Here is a 15,798-nt window from a genome sequence, read left to right on the forward strand (position 1 = left end):
AACTTGCAGGGGGGTTACGAAAATGAAAAAAGGTTTACTAGTTTTTCTGTTGATGTTGGCGGCTGTAGTGCTTGGAGCCTGTGGAGGAGACAGCGGGACTAGTGAAGAAACCGGCAATGAGGGAGACAGCCCGGAAAGCGCTGAAGCTGAAAAGGATGCAGAAGAGTATGTACTCGGTGCTATTTACTCGAAAACGGGTCCGAACAGTCCGCTCGGTGAACCGGAATGGAATACGACTGAAATGTTAGTGGAACAAATTAATGAAGAAGGTGGAATTAACGGTGTGCCACTCCGGGTGGTATTAGCGGACGATGAATCAAGCCAGGAAAAAGCAGTTCAGGAAATCAACCGTCTTATCAATGACGAAAATGTCCTCGCAGTACTTGGTTCATCAGGAACGACTGAAAGCTTGGCGATGAAAGGGGTGGCGATGCAGAATGAAGTCCCTATGATCTCTGCGGCAGCGGCGGCTCAGGTGGTAGAACCGGTGGAAGATTCCAAGTGGATTTTTAAAACACCGCAGTCTGACCGATTAGCGGTCGAGCGTATTTATATGTATTTAAACGATGAAAACATCAGCAAAGTAGGATTATTAACGGATTCGAATGCATTTGGAACGACTGGTCTTGAGCAGCTGGAAAATCTATCAGGAGAGTACAACATCGAGATTACTGCGAAGGAGAGCTACAATACGCAAGATCCTGATATGAGTACCCAGCTGACCAATATCAATAGTTCCGGTGCAGAAGCACTCATTGTCTGGGGTACCAATCCCGGACCGGCCATTATTGCAAGTAATCTTGATTCATTAGGATTTGACATGCCGTTTATCGGCAGTCATGGCATCGCCAACCAAAAGTTTATTGAGTTAGCGGGAGAGGGCGCAGAAGGGGTCGTTATTCCGACTGGGAAGGCTTTATTCCCTGACCAAATTCCAGAAGGTGATACACAGTATGATGTTTTGAATACGTATTATGAAGATTACGTAGCAACATTCGATAGTGAACCAACTAACTTCGGTTCCTATGGGTATGATAACTTAATGCTTGCTGTTGAAGCACTTAAAAATGGCGCAACCGATCGTGCCTCGATCCGTGATTATTTGGAAAATGAGATTAGTAACTGGGTTGGTACAACTGGCGTGTTCAATCTCTCTTCTGAAGATCACAACGGACTAGAGGCAGACAGCCTTGTCGTCGCCACGGTAAAAGACGGAGAGTGGGTACTGATGGAAGATAACTAAAATAGTAGCAGGGAGAGGCTCGGGAATGCAACCCGGGTCTTTTTTTATGAAATTAAAGAAGGGTGTCAGCTTGATCCGAGAATGATAGGTTACCCGATGCTCAGAGAAAAAAGGTCAATTAGTAAATCACGGCGCCATTGAAGGTGAATGAAGTCGTGAAAAAGCGTATGCGAGGAAACAGCGACGTCATAGAGGGTGGATGAAGTCGTGAAAAAGCGTATGCGAGGAAACAGCGACGTCATAGAGGGTGAATGAAGTCGTGAAAAAGCGTATGCGAGGAAACAGCGACGTCATAGAGGGTGAATGAAGTCGTGAAAAAGCGTGTGCGAGAAAATAACGACGTCATAGAGGGTGGATGAAGTCGTGAAAAAGCGTATGCGAGGAAACAGCGACGTCATAGGGGGTGGATGAAGTCGTGAAAAAGCGTATGTGAGAAAACAGCGACGTCATAGGGGGTGGATGAAGTCGTGAAAAAGCGTATGCGAGGAAACAGCGACGTCATAGAGGGTGGATGAAGTCGTGAAAAAGCGTATGCGAGAAAATAACGACGTCATAGGTGGTGAATGAAGTCGTGAAAAAGCGTATGCGAGAAAACAGCGACGTCATAGGTGGTGGATGAAGTCGTGAAAAAGCGTATGCGAGAAAACAGCGACGTCATAGGGGGTGAATGAAGTCGTGAAAAAGCGTGTGCGAGAAAATAACGACGTCATAGGGGGTGAATGAAGTCGTGAAAACAGGCTTCTGTGGAAATAGTGATACCGTAGCGACTTCCCCCTTTGATTGCGAGGATACTGGTTTAGTAGTCGAGGATAAAAAAGGATTGAATAGCAAAAAAACCCGCTCGCTGAATAAATCAGCAACGGGTCTCTGCGGTTGCGTTCTTAATTGTTTTCCCAAGCTTCTGGTAAAATGAAGCCGTCGTATTTGCCCTCGCTGTTAATATACTCTTCAAACTCCGGTGACTCATAAGCGGCTTTTAAATCTTTTGCCCACTGGGAGTCAAGGTCTTTTTCGTTAATGGAGACAATGATGCGATGTTCTTCAGGTGTATTTTCAATTTTTAGTGCTTCCGTAATTTTTCGGCCTGAATTCGCGATGTAGTTGCCATTCACGACCCCGTAATCAACGTCATCAAGTGACACGAGAATTTGTGCCGGATCTAGGATTTCCACCTGAATATCATAGTCGCCAGGATGAATACTGTTCACGTTAAAGTCCGTAGTGCCGGCATCCTCATCAATGGTAATCCACCCTAGTTCCTCAAGAATACGCGCGGCACGTTCCTGGTTTACCGGGTCATTTGGGAAAGCGACGGTTGTGCCGTCTTCTACTTCATCTAAGGAAGAGTGGCGCGTGGAATATAGTCCTTGGGGGGCACCGGGAGCGAAAGCGAGACGAGCCATATTCGTATTTAACTCCGTATTGATCCCTTCCATGTAAGCTGTACTTTGGAACACACTCGCATCAATGGCCCCTTCATCCATGGCCGGATTCACCTGCATGTTTTGAGAAAATGTTTTGATATCAACGGTATATCCTTGTTCCTCCAAAATTGGCAGAATCCCTTTTCTAAACTGCTCCTCATAGGTGCCTACGCCAAACCCCATCGTCATTTCTTTTTTAGCTTCATCCCCTTCTATTCCTTGCTCGGAAACTTCTTCTCCACCGCTATTACCGCATGCTGAAATGATAAACAGCAGTCCAGTTAAAAGGATCAACCCTATTTTTCTCATTATTTATCTCCTTCCCTTCAATTCATAGTTTTCTAATTGGATTAATAAAATATTAGCACCGAAGTAAACGTTCGTCAATTAAATTTTTAATCTCCTTTCCCGGTAAAATGGGCGGATAAAGGATTGACAGAAAGAAAAAGAAAAGCTAACATAATTAAATAAATAATTCTTATTAGTTTACTATGATTTTTTATATAGGCACTGCCAGGAATGAAAGAATAGAAGGGGAGAGCCATGATTGAATTGCGGGATATAACGAAAATATATAACAAAAAAGGTGCGGCAGTTACTGCTTTAAGGAATGTCGACTTACAGGTTGAAAAGGGTGACATTTATGGGGTGATTGGCTACAGCGGTGCAGGGAAGAGCACGTTAGTCCGGCTTATTAATTACTTGGAGGAGCCGACAGAAGGCCAAGTGCTCATTGAAGGGGTAGATTTAGCCTCTTATTCGGTATCTGAATTACGGGCGAAGAAAAAACAGATCGGGATGATTTTTCAGCATTTTAACTTGCTTGAGTCGAAAACAGTGTTCGATAATGTGGCCTTGCCGCTTGTGTTATTAAAAGAAAAGAAGCAAGTGATCGAAAAACGGGTGTATGAATTACTAGCATTCGTCGGTCTTGAGGATAAGGCAAAGCAGTATCCGAATGAACTGTCAGGTGGACAAAAGCAGCGCGTCGGTATTGCCCGTGCTCTTGCTTCTAACCCAACCATCTTACTATGTGATGAGGCGACTTCCGCTTTAGACCCGCAGACGACCGATTCGATTTTAAAGCTGCTAAAGAAGATAAATGAAGAATATAACATAACAGTTGTCATCATCACCCATGAAATGGAAGTGGTGAAGCAAATTTGCGATAAAGTCGCCGTGATGGAAAAAGGAGAAATCATCGAGCAGGGAGCGGTCATTGAAGTTTTTGGTAATCCTAAGCACCCAACAACCGAAACATTCGTACGGACAGTCATTAAAAATGAAGTGCCGGACAGTTTAAAACAGGCGATACAAAAAGACGGCAACTCGAAACTTTTGAAACTTGATTTTTTAAACCAGAGCTCGTCGGAACCGTTAATTAGCAAGTTGATTCAACGCTTTCATGTGAAAGTGAATATTCTGTTTGCCAACACCACTGATATCCAGGGAGCGATGCTCGTCACCTTAATTGTTCAATTAGAGGGTGAAGGTGCCAAGGCGAAAGAGGTTATTCAATTTTTGGAGGGAAATGATGTGGCAGTACAGGAGGTGGTGTACCCATGATATCGACAACGATTACAATGGATCAATTTATGCTGTCCATTTATCAAACAATCCAAATGGTTAGTATTTCCCTTATCATCGGTTCCGTACTTGGCATTCCGCTCGGCATTCTCGTAGTTGTGACGAGACCAGGAGGAATTATCGAGAATAAATGGGTTTATGGGCTGTTGAACCCTATTATAAACATTGTAAGATCGGTTCCGTTTATTATTTTACTCGTGGCGATTATTCCGCTGACCAAATTAATTGTTCAGACGTCTATTGGCACTAGTGCCGCCATCGTTCCGTTAACGATTTATATTGCTCCTTATATAGGGCGGCTCGTGGAAAATTCACTTCTCGAGGTAAACCCGGGAATTATGGAAGCGGCGGAGGCAATGGGGGCAACACCATATCAAGTGATTCGCTATTTTTTGCTGCCAGAAGCATTTGGGTCTTTGATTTTAAGTCTTACTACGGCGACTATCGGGCTTATCGGGGCAACCGCAATGGCCGGAGCTGTGGGGGCAGGAGGCGTTGGTGATATGGCCATCGTCTATGGCTACCAGCGCTTTGACACATTTGTAATCATCGCAACGGTTGTAGTCTTAGTCGTTTTCGTGCAAGTTATACAATCATTAGGAAATGTTCTCGCTCGTAAAGTCCGACGCGGCTAAGAGAATCAACGTGAGTTCCCTTTCTGTGCACATACTTTTTACATTTTATCACACACTAAAATGCAAAGAGAAAGGGGATAGGAACAATATGAATCACATTGCAGCTCTTAGCCTCAAAGCCACGATCATTTTCTTTGCACTTAGCATTGTGTTGTCATTATTTAATGGTTATGCCATCTGGAATACGTTGGGGCTGGCATTAATAATTACGGCGGTTGCTTATGTCGTTGGAGATCTTTTGATTTTACGGTTGAGCAATAACACGCTATCAACCGTTTTAGATATTGGCATGTGTACGCTACTCATATGGCTGGTCGGGCCGCTTATCCTTAACCAGCCAGTGTCTTTTCTGGTAGCCTTCCTGGCATCTATTGCTATCGGTGCAGGTGAATGGTTATTCCACAAATATGTGACCCGGACCATTTTTAAAAACAACGAAAGTGGCGCTTTGACGTAATTCTCTGTCAGACCTTCCTTGGAGAAAGGAATAAATCTCTTAGGAAGGTCTTTTTGTTCTTTCAACAGAAAAAAGTTTGTTTTCTTCAAAGAGCTTCATTTTTTGCAATCGTAAAGAGTTTACTACGACGGATACGGAGCTGCATGCCATGGCCGCTCCAGCAAGCCAAGGAGCCAGGAAACCCAGTGCAGCAAAGGGGATGCTGATCATGTTATAAAGAAATGCCCATACAAAATTCTGTTTCATATTCGTGGTTGTTGCCTGGCTGGTTGTGATGGCATCGACCACGCGGTTTAAGTCTCCTTTCATTACGGTAACATCAGCAGCCTCCATAGCCACGTCGGCGCCAGTACCAAGGGCAATGCCGATGTCGGCAGTAGTCAAAGCAGGCGCATCGTTTATCCCGTCTCCTACCATGACGACTTTTCTTCCTGCCTTTTGCAGCTGTTGAATCAACGCTGCTTTTTCCTGTGGCGTTCTATTTGCCTCGACTTGTCTAATCCCGGTCTTTTGCGCAATGGCGGCCGCTGTCACCTCGTTGTCGCCGGTAAGCATGATAACCTCTAGTCCCATTTGCTGTAAACGATTGATCGCTGGGGGAGAGGCAGGTTTTACTTGATCAGAAACTGCAACAATTCCAGCAAAACGATCGTCGAAAGTAGCGATCATCACCGTTTTGCCTTCCCTTTCCAAATGACGAATCAGTTCCCTGGCATGGGAGGGAAGGGGCAGTTTTTGTTTATGGAAATACCGTGCGTTAGCAACGATTACGCTTTTGCCGTTGACAAAGGCTTTTATCCCGTAACCAGGCATGGAAAGAACGTGACTGGCTTCCGGTAAGGTAAAAATTTTTTCGCCTGCTTTGGTGAGAATCGCATGGGCTAAAGGGTGACTCGACCCCTTTTCTGCTGCTGCAATTATCTTTAAAAATTCACTTTCCCTGTAATGTTCAGCATATACATTGGTTACTTGAGGTTCACCTTCTGTGATGGTGCCTGTTTTATCCAGGACAACGACATTACTTTTATTTAACACTTCGATAAACTGACCTTCTTTAAAAAGAATCCCCCTCGTGGCTGCTCGTCCACTACCGACCATGATAGAAGTTGGGGTGGCAAGTCCAAGTGCACAAGGGCAAGCAATAATTAAAACGGCAATGGTATGTTCCAACGCTTCGTGAAACTCTCCAGGTTCCCAAACCGTATACCAAGCTGCAAAGGTAACCATTGCAAGAAGGACTACAATTGGGACGAACCATCCGGTAATTTGATCGGCAATCCGCTGTATTGGTGCCTTTGAGGCCTGAGCATCTTCTACAATGCGGATAACTCGTGACAGCGCAGTGTCAGCGTCGCTTGTTACCGCCTTTACTTTCAAGAGTCCGTTATGATTCAACGTTCCTGCATAAACCGGATCTCTATACGTTTTTGCAACGGGGAAACTTTCCCCGGTTAGAAGGGATTCGTCAAGTGTGGAGCTGCCTTCGATGACGTACCCATCTATAGGTATTTTCTCTCCTGGTTTCACGAGGACGATATTTCCGGGTACGATGCTTGTAATCGGAACTTTCCGTTCTTTGCCGCTTTCATATAGCGACGCTGTATTCGTTTGAAGTTGATACAGCTTCTTCATCGACTCGGTTGTCTTACGTTTAGTTTTTGCTTCCATTACTTTTCCTAAAAGAATAAAGGTAATAATAAGGGCACTTGTTTCGTAAAACAAATCCAACGAATAAAAACGATGCGGATCTTTGATCGACGAAAAGGTGAGGTAATGAGAATAGAAAAAGGCGGCTGATGTACTTAAAACGACTAACACATCCATGTTGGCACTCTTGTTTTTTAGAGCAGACCACGCACTCTTATAAAAAGGGAATCCAATAAAAAATTGGATCGGAAAAGCTAATACCAGTTGAAACAATGGGTTGGTAAACAGTCCTGGAACGGTGATGAAGGAAGCCCATGTAAAGTGAGCAAACATGGCCCAAATTAAAGGGAAAGAAAGCAGAGCAGCGCAAATAAATGATAATTGCAGCTTTCTGATTTCATTTTGTTTTTGTGCACTTGCATATTCCTTTGTAGAAGGGGTGGGGGCTGCATGAAAGCCAATTTTTTGTATTTTATTAAGAATATCAGCAAGGCTGGTCTGGCTTTTGTTGAAGGTAACTCGCCCTTTTTCTGTAGCGAGATTTACCGATACCGTGGTAACCCCTTCCATTTTAGAAACTACTTTTTCAATACGGGCCGCACAAGCTGCACAATGCATCCCAGTGATTTCTAATGCTATTGTTTGTTGGTTCATTCATCTCAACCCCCTTTTGAAAACCACCTTGTTATGGCTAGTCTATTAGGAGCCTGTCCCTAATAGAACGTACTTGTCCTATAAAAAATGTTATAATAAGCCCATCGCTTCTTACAGATCACAGTGTAAATACATGAAAGTTTGCTAAAATAAGATGTATTGGTGGAGCCGCCTTAGTAAAACAAGTTGGAGGTTATCGAGATGAGGCAAGAATATGAAGCCGACTATTCAGCACTACATACTGATCTTTACCAGATAAACATGATTCAGACCTATTGGGCGGATCAATTACATAACCGTAAAGCCGTGTTCGAGCTTTACTTTCGCAATATGCCTTTCGATAATGGCTATGCGATCTTTGCAGGGTTGGAGAAAGTGGTTGATTTTCTTTGCAACCTGCGTTTTACGCAAGGTGACATCGCCTATTTGCGTGATGAGTTAGGATACGACGAGGAGTTTCTCGATTATTTAGCGGATCTGCGCTTCACCGGCACACTTCGGTCGATGAGAGAAGGAGAACTTGTATTTGGAAATGAGCCGTTGCTTCGGGTGGAGGGACCGCTTGCGGAGCTTCAATTAATCGAAACGGCACTCCTGAATATCGTGAACTATCAAACCTTAATCGCGACAAAAGCCTCACGTATCAAACAAGTAGTCGGCAAACAGACGGCGATTGATTTTGGTAGTCGCCGTGCACAGGAGATGGAAGCGGCAATTTGGGGAGCGCGGGCTGCTTATATTGGAGGTTTTGCGGCGACATCTAACGTAAAAGCGGGAAAAATGTTTGGTATGCCTGTCGCGGGCACCCACGCTCATGCGATGATTCAAGTATACCGGGACGAATATACAGCTTTTCATAAATATGCCGAGTGTCACCGTGACTGTGTCTTCCTTGTGGATACGTATGATACATTGAAATCCGGGGTGCCTACAGCGATTAAAGTGGCAAAAGAACTTGGTGATAAAATTAACTTTAAAGGCATTCGTTTGGACAGTGGAGACCTTGCTTACCTTTCCAAAGAAGCGAGAGTAATGCTGGATGAGGCTGGTTTTACAGAAACAGAGATAATCGCCTCTAATGATCTTGACGAAGAAACCATTATTAATTTGAAAGCGCAGGACGCCCAGATTGATGTTTGGGGAGTTGGAACAAAGTTAATTACGGCTTTTGATCAGCCAGCCCTTGGAGCAGTTTATAAAATTGTATCCATTGAAGATGACAACGGAAAAATGGCGGATACGATTAAAATAAGTGGTAATCCAGAAAAGGTAACGACACCCGGGTTAAAAAAGGTGTACCGTATCATAAATAGAAAAGACGGTAAATCGGAAGGGGACTACATTACTCTTGAAGGAGAAGAACCTCAAAAAGAAGAACAGCTAAAAATGTTTCACCCTGTACATACTTTCATAAGCAAGTTTGTTACGGATTTTGACGCGGTTGAACTACATCGAGAGATTTTCAAAGAAGGTCAGCTAGTCTACAAGCTTCCACCGTTGCAAAATATTCAAGACTTCGCTGCGGACAACTTGGGCTTACTATGGGAAGAATACTTGCGGACATTGAATCCAGAGGAATATCCGGTAGATCTTAGTCAGGCATGCTGGGATAATAAGATGGAGAACATCAGGGAAGTGAAGCAGGCAGTAAAAGCATTGAAAAAACAAGCCCCTTCCTCTCAGCAAGAGAGACGCCGAAGAAGATAAACGAGTAATCAAGAAGGAACGGCTATTATCTTCCGTCCTTCTTGCTCTCTTTTTGATGCCTTTTCTCGATTTCCTGGGAGACGATATGAGCCAGGTCATCGTTGCCGAATAAAGATAGTACACCAAGTACGGTGTCGTCAGGAATATCCCCGGCCTCCTCTTTAGGAACAGTCAACTGACAAGCTTGCTGGAGAGGAGGATTGGCTGCTTGATCTGGATAGGCCTGGACATAAAGAGCTTGCGGATCGAGATTGTGGTTGACACACCACTGCGCAAACACAAGAATCATCATATGCTCATCCTGCTGGTAGCTGTTAATTATTTTTTCTTCCATATCCTTCTGATCCATCATCATTCTCCTTTTTAACATACAAACTGTTAAGATGCTCCATGATTTATAATAACAAGTGAAGGACAAAAAATCTGTTCTAGAGGACTGAAGGATTGTAGAAGAATAAGTGTTCATACAGTGTCAAGCCAGATTAGGGCCATGAGAATCGAATATCAAGAAGGAATGATTGTATGGTTGAGGAACAGGAGACGATTACGAGACTTCACGTTAACGGCAAGGAAATCATTTTAATTGGAACCGCCCACGTGTCCAGGAAAAGTGCCGAACAAGTGAAGGAAATGATTGAAAGGGAACAACCGGACTCGGTATGTATTGAACTGGATGAGCAACGGTACCAATCCATGATGGACCACGATAAGTGGAAAAACATGGACATTTTCCAGGTGCTAAAAGAGAAAAAAGCAACCCTGTTGTTAATGAATCTTGCTGTCTCCGCCTTTCAAAAACGGGCCGCGAAACAATTAGGGATCAAGGCAGGAGAAGAAATGCTTCAAGGAATACAATCGGCAAAAGACACGGGAGCCGAGATTGTACTCGCCGACAGAGATATCCAAATCACTTTTTCCCGTATTTGGAACGGAGTAGGGCTGTGGGGACGCATGAAGCTGCTGTCGGGAATCATTTTGAGCATTTTCAGCAGCGAAAGCATATCGGAAGAAGAATTGGAAAAACTGAAATCTCAAGATACTCTAAATGCAATGCTCCATGAATTCACGGTGACATTTCCGGAACTAAAGAAACCTCTAATTGATGAACGTGATCAGTATTTATCGCAAAAAATCAAACATGCTCCCGGGAAAAAGATAATTGCTGTACTCGGGGCGGCCCACGTACCCGGCATTACAGAAGAGATTCAAAAGGAACATGATCTAAAACAACTAACGAAACGGCCTCCTAAGTCGAAAGTGCCTGCCATTATTGGCTGGGCGATCCCGATCCTGATCATAGCGCTTATCGTCTATACCTTTGTCGCTAATCCATCAGCAGGTATACAGCAAACAATTAGTTGGGTGTTATGGAATGGCTCCTTCTCGGCACTTGGGGCAGCAGTAGCTTTCGGCCATCCGCTTACCATTTTGTCCGCTTTTGTAGCAGCTCCCATCACTTCCTTAAATCCTTTCATAGCAGCAGGGTGGTTTGCAGGTATTGTCCAAGCCCTGATCCGCCGGCCCCACGTTAGGGATTTTGAAGTCCTTAATGAGGATGTTTTTAGTCTGAAAGGTTTTTGGAGAAACAGAGTAACACGGATACTGCTTATCGTCGTGTTAGCTAATCTCGGAAGTACGTTGGGTACCGTGATAGGTGGGGCTGATGTCGTACGCCTGTTTCTTGAGAATCTATAATAGATAGAGACAAAAAACAGCGGAGAGAGGATCTCCGCTGTTTTTTGAAGCTGTTCATAGGGTGGCGTGCGTAAGCTGCTACACCATTATTTTGCATATATCGTCCGTGAATGCGACTGGATCTTCTACAGACAACCCTTCAATGAGCAGGGCTTGATTGTATAAGAGGTTTGTATAGAGCGTTAATTTATCTTTGTCTTTGTTAAAGTTATCTTTTAGGGACTGATAGACATCATGGTCTGTGTTGATTTCTAAAACTTTTTCGGCTTGGATATCTTGATTATCCGGCATGGATTTTAATACTTTTTCCATTTCTATCGATATTTCGCCTTCTGCTGTTAAACAGACGGGGTGACTTCTTAAACGTTTGGAGGCCCGGACATCTTTGACTTTGCCGGCTAAGATCTCTTTCATTGCGGCGAACAGTTCTTGGTTCTGTTCTTCTTCGGCTTTTTCCTCCTTCTCATCATCCTCGCTTTCAATCCCCAAATCCCCACTCGATACGGACTTGAACTCTTTGTCTTGATAGGACATTAACGTTTTAATTGCGAATTCGTCGATGTCCTCTGTGAAGTAAAGAATTTCATACCCTTTATCGAGCACCATTTCCGTTTGCGGCATTTTCTCAATACGGCTGTAAGATTCTCCGGTCGCATAATAGATGTACGGCTGTTCTTCCGGCATTCTCTCTACGTATTCCGCAAGTGTTACCATTTTCTTTTCTTTCGACGAGTAAAAGAGAAGTAAATCCTCAAGATCCTTTTTATGTGCGCCGAAATCCATCTGCACTCCGAACTTTAATTGGCGTCCGAAAGCTTGATAAAACGTTTCATACTTCTCTCGATCGTTTTTCAATAGGTCCTTTAACTGGCCTTTGATTTTGTTTTTAATATTTTTGGCAATAAGCTGAAGCTGCCGATCATGCTGCAGCATCTCTCTTGATATGTTAAGCGATAAATCTTCTGAGTCGACCATCCCTTTGACGAAGCCGAAATAATCAGGGAGCAGGTCCGGGCACTTTTCCATAATAAGCACACTATTAGAATAAAGCTCAAGTCCTTTTTCGTATTCCTTTGTGTAATAATCAAAAGGAGTCTGTTCGGGGATGAACAGCACAGCTTGATAACGGACCGCGCCATCTACACTTAAATGAATATGCTGTAACGGTTTATCAAAACCGTAATGCTTTTCGGCATAAAACGCTTCATAGTCTTCTTTCGTTAACTCGTTCTTATTTTTCCGCCAAATAGGAACCATACTGTTAATGGTCTGTTCCTCGGTGACTTCAGCAAGTTCTTCTTTGTCATCATCTTCTGGTTTCTGAACAGTCACATCCATTTTAATCGGGTAGCGGATGAAATCAGAGTATTTCTTAATAATCGACTTCAAACGATATTCTTCTAAAAACTCATCGTAATTCTCTTCCTCCGTGTTTGCACGGAGCTTGATCACCACTTCGGTTCCAACGGTATTCTTATCAGTCGGCTCAATCGTAAAGCCATCTAAACCGTTGGATTCCCATTTAAAAGCTTGGTTGCTGTTAACTGATTTCGTGTAAACAGTCACGGTATCGGCCACCATAAACGCGGAGTAAAAACCGACCCCGAATTGGCCGATAATATCATGGCCGTCTTTCATTTCATTTTCATTTTTGAAAGCTAGGGATCCGCTTTTTGCAATCGTCCCAAGATTTGCTTCCAGTTCTTCCTCGGTCATCCCTATACCAGTGTCCGTTATCGTAAGTTCCCGGTTTTTCTTATCTGCCGTTACTTTTATGTAATAGCTGTCTTGATGAAATGAAAGGGAATCATCGGTCAGTGCCTTGTAATAAAGCTTATCGATGGCATCGCTTGCATTGGATATTAATTCTCTCAGAAAAATCTCCTTCTGCGAGTAAATGGAGTTAATCATCATTTCCAGTAACCGTTTGGATTCCGCTTGAAACTCTTTTACCGCCATTTTTGTATCTCCTTCCACATTTGTTTTTATTGTTATTTATATTAGCACTCACATGACTAGAGTGCTAAATACTTCTCCTATTATTTTACAGATTGCTTTTTCTATGTCAATGGCTGAACTTGGAGGTAATCTGGGGAAAGCAAAGCAGTAAACTTCGTATGATAATAATATTTCTTAATTTTTTGACTAAAGCATTTCGAAAAGATTCAAAGTGACGTACAATATATTTGGAGACTGGTTTTTTCACCAACATTGTTACTAAGGAGGCTTCATAAATGGGCAGTTCGTTAGATAGCAATGAAATTAAAGGAATGGATCAGACCGCAAACCTTCAGAATTATGAAAGAGCCGTTGAAACGATGGATTGGAAAGACATTGAAAAGTATTTCACATGGTCACAAACAGGGAAAGTAAATATGGTGCACGAAGCGATTGATCGTCATGTGGATGAAGGAAGAGGGAACAAGATCGCGTTTATTTATACGGATAGCTCGCGTGAAGAAACGTTTACCTATGCAGACTTGAAAACGCTCACATGCCGTTTTGCGAATGGATTACGTGCCCAAGGAATTGAAAAAGGAGACCGTGTGTTTATCTTTATGCCCCGCAGTCCGGAGTTGTATATTGCGATGCTCGGTATTCTGAGAATTGGGGCTATTGCCGGTCCGATGTTCGAAGCGTTTATGGAGGGTGCGGTAAAAGAGCGCCTAAAGGACAGCGGAGCAAAAGCAGTTGTAACAACACCTGAACTGCTTGAGCGTGTCCCGGATGAAGAGCTTCCCGACCTGCAATATGTAATTTTAGCAGGGGCTGATAAAAAAACAAAAGACAATCAACTTTTATATAATGATTTAATCGAAAGTTCCTCTGAATATACGATGGAGTGGGTAGACCGGGAGGACGGCATGCTATTGATTTATACGTCAGGGTCGACCGGAAAACCAAAAGGTGTTCTCCAAGTTCACGATGCGATGCTACATCAATATGTAGCGGGAAAATGGGTCTATGACTTGCGAGAAGATGACGTTTATTGGTGTACGGCTGATCCGGGCTGGGTGACAGGAACATCAGCAGGGATGTGGTCACCGTGGTTAAATGGGGTAACGAACGTAGTGCGTGGAGGACGTTTCAATGCGGAGGAATGGTTTCATACATTGGAAAAGCATAACGTAACCGTGTGGTTCAGTGCGCCAACTGCTTTTCGTCTCCTAATGAGCAGTGGCGATGAGCTCCCGAAAAAGTATGACATTTCGAAGTTGAGGCATTTGCTGTCAGCAGGTGAACCACTAAACCCGGAAGTGATCCGTTGGGGAACGGATGTATTGAATTTACGAATTCATGACAACTGGTGGATGACAGAGACCGGTGCCTCCACGTGTGCCAATTTCCGCTGCAACCCAATTCGTCCAGGTTCCATGGGGAAGCCGCTCCCGGGTATTGAAGTGACAATTATTGATGATAACGGGAACGAATTGCCGCCACGGCGGATGGGTAACCTTGCAATTAAACCGAAATGGCCGGCGATGGTCCGGACAATTTGGAATAATCCCGAGCGCTATGAACAGTATTTTTTAAATGGCTGGTTTATTTCGGGTGATACGGCTTATAAAGATGACGATGGCTATTTTTGGTTTGAAGGCCGGGTCGATGATGTCATTAATACATCTGGAGAACGAGTCGGACCATTTGAAGTGGAGAGCAAGCTGGTCGAGCATCCGGCTGTTGCCGAAGCAGGCGTGATCGGGGTGCCGGATTCCGTTCGCGGAGAAGTGATAAAAGCGTTTATCACATTGCGTGACGGATATGAGGAAAGTGAAGAATTGCTCGAGGAAATTCGTCAACATGTCAAAACAAAGCTGGCTGCACATGCAGCACCGCGACAGTTTGAGGTACGAAGCTCTATTCCAAAAACACGCTCTGGGAAGATTATGCGCCGCGTCTTGAAAGCATGGGAGCTCGGCCTTCCAACCGGCGACTTGTCCACGATGGAAGAATAAACAGAACATATCCAAGTCCCATTCAGTCAATGAGTGGGACCTTCTTGTTTGATGCAGGGGGTTGCTATACTGGTCAAGCAAATTATTTAGAAAGAAGTATAGAATATAATATGATAGAGAAATAAAGCGATAGAATGGGAAGGGAGTTTACTGCTGGTGAAAGGCTATCAAGAGCTTGCGGCAAGTGTCCGTATGAAACGTTCAGCGTCACAAGCAGTTCTGCTAGAGAAGGAAGAAAGTCTGGAACTTATTGGGAGGGGACGCAGTGCTTATGTGTTTAGAATTACTAACTCCAATAAAGTGTTAAAGGTCTTCTTCCCAGGGTTGGAGTATATGGCGTTAGAAGAAGCGGATGTATACCGTAAGTTGACAGGGTTGAGGTGGTTTCCATCCCTATATGATGCAGGAGGCAATTATTTAGTCATTGATTTTGTAGAAGGATATACGTTGTTTGAATGTTTACAGCGGGGAATACCTGTTTCGGAAGAAAATGTAGAGGAAATTGATCGTGCTTTGCAGATGGCCCGAAAGAAAGGTTTAAACCCTTCGGATATCCATCTGCGTAACATAATTGTTACACTAGAAGGACAGATTAAGGTCATCGATGTTGCGCGTTATAGACAGTCGAAACGGTGCACCCAGTGGGATGATTTAAAAAAAGCATTCAATCATGTTTATAAAAAACGTTATTGTCCGCGGAAGTTGCCGGCTTTTTTATTAAACTTTATCGCTGTACTCTATAAAAAAAGATGGTTTACTACATTTTTTACTATTACCTAGAACAGGCTGTACA

Annotated in this window: 12 protein-coding genes; 8 read left to right on the forward strand and 4 right to left on the reverse strand. The window is 43.7% G+C overall.

Annotation, left to right across the window (positions count from 1 at the left end; genetic code table 11):
- The first annotated feature begins 22 nt into the window (after positions 1–22).
- Positions 23–1,243: an ABC transporter substrate-binding protein gene (locus tag LOR49_RS10925; protein ID WP_240376730.1), complete on the forward strand. Its 1,221-nt coding sequence runs from the start codon at positions 23–25 to the stop codon at positions 1,241–1,243.
- 881 nt (positions 1,244–2,124) lie between these two features.
- Here LOR49_RS10925 and LOR49_RS10930 read toward each other — a convergent pair.
- Positions 2,125–2,976 (reverse strand): MetQ/NlpA family ABC transporter substrate-binding protein, encoded by an 852-nt coding sequence (locus LOR49_RS10930; RefSeq protein ID WP_240376734.1) that lies wholly within the window; start codon positions 2,974–2,976, stop codon positions 2,125–2,127.
- A gap of 234 nt (positions 2,977–3,210) precedes the next feature.
- Here LOR49_RS10930 and LOR49_RS10935 point away from each other — a divergent pair, with 234 nt between their 5' ends.
- From LOR49_RS10935 to LOR49_RS10945, 3 genes are all read left to right on the forward strand, one after another.
- A complete protein-coding gene (locus LOR49_RS10935; protein ID WP_240376736.1) occupies positions 3,211–4,233 on the forward strand; it encodes a methionine ABC transporter ATP-binding protein in 1,023 nt (340 codons plus the stop codon).
- A complete protein-coding gene (locus tag LOR49_RS10940) occupies positions 4,230–4,889 on the forward strand; it encodes a methionine ABC transporter permease (RefSeq protein WP_240376738.1) in 660 nt (219 codons plus the stop codon). The genes LOR49_RS10935 and LOR49_RS10940 overlap by 4 nt, the downstream gene beginning before the upstream one ends.
- 88 nt (positions 4,890–4,977) lie before the next feature.
- A complete protein-coding gene (locus tag LOR49_RS10945; protein WP_240376739.1) occupies positions 4,978–5,346 on the forward strand; it encodes a DUF2512 family protein in 369 nt (122 codons plus the stop codon).
- A 39-nt stretch (positions 5,347–5,385) separates the two neighbouring features.
- Here the strand turns inward: LOR49_RS10945 and LOR49_RS10950 are convergent, their stop codons facing one another.
- Positions 5,386–7,647 carry a heavy metal translocating P-type ATPase gene (locus LOR49_RS10950; protein ID WP_240376740.1) on the reverse strand — a complete coding sequence of 754 codons (2,262 nt, stop codon included), beginning with the start codon at positions 7,645–7,647 and terminating at the stop codon, positions 5,386–5,388.
- Between the two features lie 201 nt (positions 7,648–7,848).
- Here LOR49_RS10950 and LOR49_RS10955 point away from each other — a divergent pair, with 201 nt between their 5' ends.
- The gene (locus LOR49_RS10955; RefSeq protein WP_240376741.1) at positions 7,849–9,354 is read left to right on the forward strand and encodes a nicotinate phosphoribosyltransferase; all 1,506 of its coding nucleotides are present in this window, start codon (positions 7,849–7,851) and stop codon (positions 9,352–9,354) included.
- A gap of 25 nt (positions 9,355–9,379) precedes the next feature.
- On the opposite strand, the gene LOR49_RS10960 is transcribed toward LOR49_RS10955, so the two are convergent.
- The gene (locus LOR49_RS10960; protein WP_240376742.1) at positions 9,380–9,703 is read right to left on the reverse strand and encodes a hypothetical protein; all 324 of its coding nucleotides are present in this window, start codon (positions 9,701–9,703) and stop codon (positions 9,380–9,382) included.
- A 173-nt stretch (positions 9,704–9,876) separates the two neighbouring features.
- Here LOR49_RS10960 and LOR49_RS10965 point away from each other — a divergent pair, with 173 nt between their 5' ends.
- Positions 9,877–11,049, forward strand: a complete 1,173-nt coding sequence (locus tag LOR49_RS10965) for a TraB/GumN family protein (protein ID WP_240376743.1) — start codon at positions 9,877–9,879, stop codon at positions 11,047–11,049.
- Positions 11,050–11,127: 78 nt separating this feature from the next.
- Here LOR49_RS10965 and htpG read toward each other — a convergent pair whose 3' ends face one another.
- Positions 11,128–13,008 (reverse strand): molecular chaperone HtpG, encoded by a 1,881-nt coding sequence (gene htpG / locus LOR49_RS10970; RefSeq protein WP_240376744.1) that lies wholly within the window; start codon positions 13,006–13,008, stop codon positions 11,128–11,130.
- Positions 13,009–13,283: 275 nt separating this feature from the next.
- On the opposite strand from htpG, the gene acsA reads away from it, so the two are divergent.
- Both acsA and LOR49_RS10980 read left to right on the forward strand, forming a co-directional pair.
- Positions 13,284–15,005 carry an acetate--CoA ligase gene (gene acsA / locus LOR49_RS10975; RefSeq protein ID WP_240376745.1) on the forward strand — a complete coding sequence of 574 codons (1,722 nt, stop codon included), beginning with the start codon at positions 13,284–13,286 and terminating at the stop codon, positions 15,003–15,005.
- 156 nt (positions 15,006–15,161) lie between these two features.
- Positions 15,162–15,785 (forward strand): protein kinase family protein, encoded by a 624-nt coding sequence (locus LOR49_RS10980; protein ID WP_240376746.1) that lies wholly within the window; start codon positions 15,162–15,164, stop codon positions 15,783–15,785.
- Positions 15,786–15,798: the final 13 nt, after the last annotated feature.

It is taken from the genome of Bacillus piscicola (assembly GCF_022458745.1).
In the GTDB taxonomy this organism is placed as follows: domain Bacteria; phylum Bacillota; class Bacilli; order Bacillales; family Marinococcaceae; genus Alteribacillus_A; species Alteribacillus_A piscicola.